4 protein-coding genes are annotated in these 4,999 nt (G+C 58.6%); all 4 read left to right on the top strand.

All coding sequences use genetic code 11. The annotated features are described in order from the left end of the window. Positions 1-255: 255 nt before the first annotated feature. The 4 genes from PDO_RS09935 (at position 256) to serA (ending at position 4,863) form a co-directional block, all read left to right on the top strand. The gene (locus tag PDO_RS09935; protein ID WP_007601190.1) at positions 256-1,098 is read left to right on the top strand and encodes an outer membrane protein; all 843 of its coding nucleotides are present in this window, start codon (positions 256-258) and stop codon (positions 1,096-1,098) included. Beyond that, on the top strand, positions 1,044-1,838 hold the full coding sequence (locus PDO_RS09930) for a hypothetical protein (RefSeq protein ID WP_141649874.1): 795 nt from the start codon (positions 1,044-1,046) through the stop codon (positions 1,836-1,838). Before PDO_RS09935 ends, PDO_RS09930 begins: the two co-directional genes overlap by 55 nt. Before the next feature lie 165 nt (positions 1,839-2,003). Then, positions 2,004-3,182 carry a phosphoserine transaminase gene (locus PDO_RS09925; RefSeq protein WP_007601186.1) on the top strand — a complete coding sequence of 393 codons (1,179 nt, stop codon included), beginning with the start codon at positions 2,004-2,006 and terminating at the stop codon, positions 3,180-3,182. Between the two features lie 85 nt (positions 3,183-3,267). Beyond that, the gene (serA, locus tag PDO_RS09920) at positions 3,268-4,863 is read left to right on the top strand and encodes a phosphoglycerate dehydrogenase (RefSeq protein WP_007601183.1); all 1,596 of its coding nucleotides are present in this window, start codon (positions 3,268-3,270) and stop codon (positions 4,861-4,863) included. The last annotated feature ends 136 nt before the right edge of the window (positions 4,864-4,999 follow it).

Genomic DNA, 4,999 nt, shown 5'->3' with positions numbered 1-4,999 from the left:
GCAAACACGACAAGCTGTCAGGTACGAGGCGGGCGAGGCTTTTCTCGCCCGCTTTCCTTTTTTTCTCTGCCCGGCAAGCAAATCCGAGATTGCAAAGAAGATATCGAAACTTCGTGGTAAACAGATTGCAAAGGGGCAAGGTTAACAACCGTAGTTAAGCCGAACTTAACTTTTCCAATCCATTATCCATCCGAGATCAGGTTATCGGCGTGTGCTGGCCTGATGCACAAAGCTGGATTTTTGGAGTATCCCGCCATGAAGATGACCTTTTTCGCCGTTGCTGCAGCCACATTGCTGGCAAGCTCGGCAGCCTATTCCGCAGATGTTTTTCAGCCGGAACCGCAGCCGATCATGGATGCACCGGAAGTCGCCGTTGCCGAAGCCTCCGGCTGGTACCTGCGTGGCGATCTCGGCTACAGCTTCAACCGGCTGCGTGGCGCCGAATTCTACCAGGGCTCCAACGCCACTGTGTCGGAATTCGACGATATCGACCTTAAGGACAGCTTCACGATCGGCGCCGGTATCGGCTATCAGGTCAACAGCTACCTGCGTACCGATCTGACCTTCGACTACATGAACAAGTCGGACTTCCGTGGTTCGACCTCGGGCGGCGGCGCCGGTTTCGGTGCCTGCGTCACGGCATGTACCTCTGAAGACCTGTCTGCGCTTCGCGCCTACACGCTGATGGCCAATGCCTATATCGACCTCGGCAACTACGCCTATTTCACGCCTTATGTCGGCGCTGGTATGGGTGGCTCCTACGTCCGCTGGGACAACCTCAACAACACGTCCTGCGCCGACGATGGCAGCGGTTGCGACACGACCGTGGAACATGGCGGCCGCGGCAGCTGGCGCTTCGCCTATCAGCTGATGGCCGGTGCATCGATCGACGTGACCTGCAATGTCAAGGCCGATGTCGGCTATCGCTTCCGCCACACGCTCGGCGGCGCGATGTTCGGCTACGAGCAGAACGGTGGCCCGGGCTCGGACGACGGCTTCTACAGCCACGAACTGCATGCCGGTGCCCGCTACATGTTCGGCGGTTGCGCCCAGCCGGTGGCCTTCGAGCCGCCGCCGCAGGAAATTGTCTACAAGTAAAACACGATACCGATACGTTTCCCGAGGCCCGGATTGTTCGCCAATCCGGGCCTTATTTGACTCTGCTGCGGAGCCTGAAGATGTCTTTAAGTGGTCCCTCATTGCCGCGGAGCTGGATCGTCAGCTTCTGGTCGCGAATCTTCCTCGTTCTGGCTCAGATATCGCTTTTTGAGATTGTGCGCCTTGTGCCGAGGCTGAGACGCAGTTTCATCTTCGTGGAGGTATACGTATTTTCAAATGCGCTGGCATCGCTGGTGGCGCTTTATGTATCCTCGGCGCGCATGGCACTGGACTCGAATTTCGTTCTCGAATTCGTCTCCATCTATGGGTCGTTTCGAATTTTTGAAATTTTCATCTATCAGGTGAATGTACTCCTGTTTGACGAATATCGCGCGAAACTCTCCGGTCGAGACTATTTGATCCGCGGATACCGAAGAATTGTTTTGCTGCTCCTTCATAATTATTTTGAGGTAATCTGCTGGTTCGGCGTCATATATGTTTATCTGTATCGCGACGGGCGACTGCAATTGCTCAATCCCAGTCCGACATTCGTCGAGATGTTTCGTGAAAGCATGTTGCTCATGCTCTCCTTCGGCGCGGATCGCTACCAGCCTCAGCATGATCTTGCGGTCATTGCGTTCTCGGCTCAGGCATTTGTCGGTCTTCTGATGACGTTGCTCGTGCTTGCGCGTTTTCTCAGTCTTCTGCCCACGCCGAAATCCATGGATGAATTCGAGTAGCGGGGACAAAGTGCGTAACTCGCCGAAGGCGCACGATCCGGTCGCGGCAAAAAATTAGCCGATTGCGACATTCACCGTCTTGACGACGTCTCCGCTTGAGGATAGTTCCGACGGCGGGACACCTCTCCCCAACGAGAGGCCATATACCTGGAAGGGTAGTTTGACATGGTTGATATCGCCGCGCCGGCATTGCGCCCGGCAAATTCGCATTTTTCTTCTGGCCCCTGCTCGAAGCGTCCCGGTTGGTCGCTCGATGCACTGTCCGATGCCCCGCTCGGTCGTTCGCACCGCGCCAAGGTTGGCAAGGACAAGCTGAAGCTGGCCATCGACCTCACCCGTGAAATTCTCAACGTGCCGGCGGACTACCGCATCGGCATCGTTCCGGCCTCCGATACGGGCGCCGTTGAAATGGCCATGTGGTCGCTGCTTGGCGAACGCGGCGTCGACATGGTCGCCTGGGAAAGCTTCGGCGCCGGCTGGGTTACCGACGTCGTCAAGCAGTTGAAGCTCAAGGACGTCCGCAAAGTTGAAGCCGGCTATGGCGAACTGCCGGATCTGTCGAGCATCGATTTCGACCGTGACGTGGTTTTCACCTGGAACGGCACGACCTCGGGCGTTCGCGTTCCCAATGCTGACTTCATCCCGGCCGACCGCAAGGGCCTGACGATCTGCGACGCGACCTCGGCCGCCTTCGCCCAGGATCTGGACTTCTCCAAGCTCGACGTCACCACCTTCTCCTGGCAGAAGGTTCTGGGCGGTGAGGGCGGTCACGGCATGATCATCCTGTCGCCACGTGCTGTCGAGCGCCTGACCACCTATGTGCCGGCCTGGCCGCTGCCGAAGATCTTCCGCATGACCTCGGGCGGCAAGCTGATCGAAGGCATTTTCACCGGCGAAACGATCAACACGCCATCTATGCTGTGCGTCGAGGACTATATCGATGCCCTGAAGTGGGCGAAGTCGCTCGGCGGCCTCAATGCTCTGATCGCGCGTGCCGATGCCAATGCCAAGGTGATCTTCGACCTCGTCGCAAAGAACGACTGGATCGCCAATCTCGCCAAGGTCGACGAAACCCGTTCGAACACCTCGGTCTGCCTGACGATTGCCGACCCCGACGTGCTGGCGCTTGACGCCGACGACCAGGCGGCTTTCGCCAAGGGCATGGTGACGCTGCTCGACAAGCAGGGCATCGCCTTTGACATCGGTGCCTATCGCGATGCGCCGGCTGGCCTACGCATCTGGGCCGGTGCGACGATCGAGACCTCCGACATGGAAGCCCTGATGCCGTGGCTGACCTGGGCCTACCAGACTCAGAAGGCGACGCTTTCCAAGGCTGCGGCCTGACAGCGAATTCCGGCTCCGCCGCGTCGGCGGAGCCCTTGCATCCCACCATATTCATTGAAACGAACTCTCTGAAGGAGGCCTCGTAATGGCACCTCGCGTTCTCGTATCCGACGAACTGTCGGAAACCGCCGTCCAGATCTTCCGCGATCGCGGCGTCGAAGTTGATTTCCAGCCGCAGCTCGGCAAGGACAAGGACAAGCTCGCTGAAATTATCGGCAACTATGACGGCCTTGCCATCCGTTCCGCCACCAAGGCGACGGAAAAGCTGATCGCTGCCGCGACCAATCTCAAGGTCATCGGTCGCGCCGGCATCGGCGTCGACAATGTCGATATCCCGGCTGCCTCGCGTCGCGGCATCATCGTGATGAACACACCATTCGGCAACTCGATCACCACCGCCGAACACGCCATCGCGCTGATGTTTGCCGTTGCCCGCCAGCTGCCGCAGGCCGATGTCTCGACCCAGGCCGGCAAGTGGGAAAAGTCGAAATTCATGGGCGTCGAGATCACCGGCAAGATGCTCGGTGTCATCGGTGCCGGCAATATCGGCGGTATCGTCTGCAAGAAGGCGATCGGCCTGGGCATGCATGTACTGGCCTATGACCCCTTCCTGTCGAACGAGCGCGCCCGCGAAATGGGCGTGACCAAGGTCGAACTCGACGAACTGCTGGCCAAGGCCGATTTCATCACCCTGCATGTGCCGATGACCGACAAGACGCGCGGTATCCTAGGCCGTGAAAACCTCGCCAAGACGAAGCCCGGCGTGCGCATCATCAATTGCGCCCGTGGCGGCCTGGTCGATGAGGCAGCACTTGCCGACGCGATCAAGTCCGGTCATGTCGCCGGTGCAGGTTTCGACGTTTTCGAGGTGGAGCCCGCCAAGGAAAGCCCGCTGTTCGGCCTGCCTAACGTCGTCTGCACGCCGCATCTCGGCGCGTCGACCACGGAAGCGCAGGAGAATGTCGCCTTGCAGGTCGCCGAGCAGATGTCGGACTATCTGGTCAAGGGTGCGGTCTCGAACGCGATCAACATGCCGTCGATCACAGCCGAGGAAGCGCCGCTGCTGAAGCCGTTCATCCGGCTTGCCGACGTGCTCGGCTCGTTTGCCGGCCAGATGACCGAAAACCCGATCAAGGAAATCGAGATCCTCTATGACGGCGTGACCTCCGGCATGAACACCAAGGCGCTGACGTCTGCGCTGCTGGCCGGTCTCATTCGCCCGCAGGTGGCCGACGTCAACATGGTCTCGGCCCCGATCATGATCAAGGAAAAGGGCGTCATCGTCTCCGAGGTCAAGCGTGACAAGACCGGTGTCTACGATGGCTATATCAAGCTGACAGTGACGACTGAAAAGCAGTCCCGCTCGATCGCTGGGACCGTCTTCTCCGACGGCAAGCCGCGCTTCATCCAGATCAAGGGCATCAACATGGATGCCGATGTCGGCGCCAACATGATCTATATTTCCAATACCGACGTTCCCGGTATGATCGGCTTCATGGGTACCACACTTGGCAATGCCAAGGTCAATATCGCCAACTTCCAGCTTGGCCGCGACCAGGAAGGCGGCGATGCGATCGCTCTGCTCTATGTCGATGGCCCAGTTGAACAGGCGGTCCTGGACCAGTTGACAGCAAACCCTGCCATCAAGCAGGCCAAGCCGCTGACCTTCAACATCGACTGATCGGCTCGTTTCACCAGGTAGATCAACGGCGCGGGATCAAACCCGCGCCGTTTGCGTTTCTCCTGCGGTCGCCAGGCAATTTCCCATAACATAAGGAAAATCATATGCGTTGAACTGACGCAGTGGGTCGGGTTGT

Origin of the sequence: Rhizobium sp. PDO1-076, assembly GCF_000247475.1 — a bacterium.
GTDB lineage: Bacteria > Pseudomonadota > Alphaproteobacteria > Rhizobiales > Rhizobiaceae > Allorhizobium.
Note: the sequence above shows the minus strand (reverse complement) of the source record. Positions and strands in the feature narration are given on the sequence as shown.

Excerpts from the sequence above, each read along its gene's own strand:
- PDO_RS09925 (WP_007601186.1), top strand. The coding sequence starts at position 2,004 with ATGGTTGATATCGCCGCGCCGGCATTGCGCCCGGCAAATTCGCATTTT.
- PDO_RS09935 (WP_007601190.1), top strand. The coding sequence starts at position 256 with ATGAAGATGACCTTTTTCGCCGTTGCTGCAGCCACATTGCTGGCAAGC.
- serA (WP_007601183.1), top strand. The coding sequence starts at position 3,268 with ATGGCACCTCGCGTTCTCGTATCCGACGAACTGTCGGAAACCGCCGTC.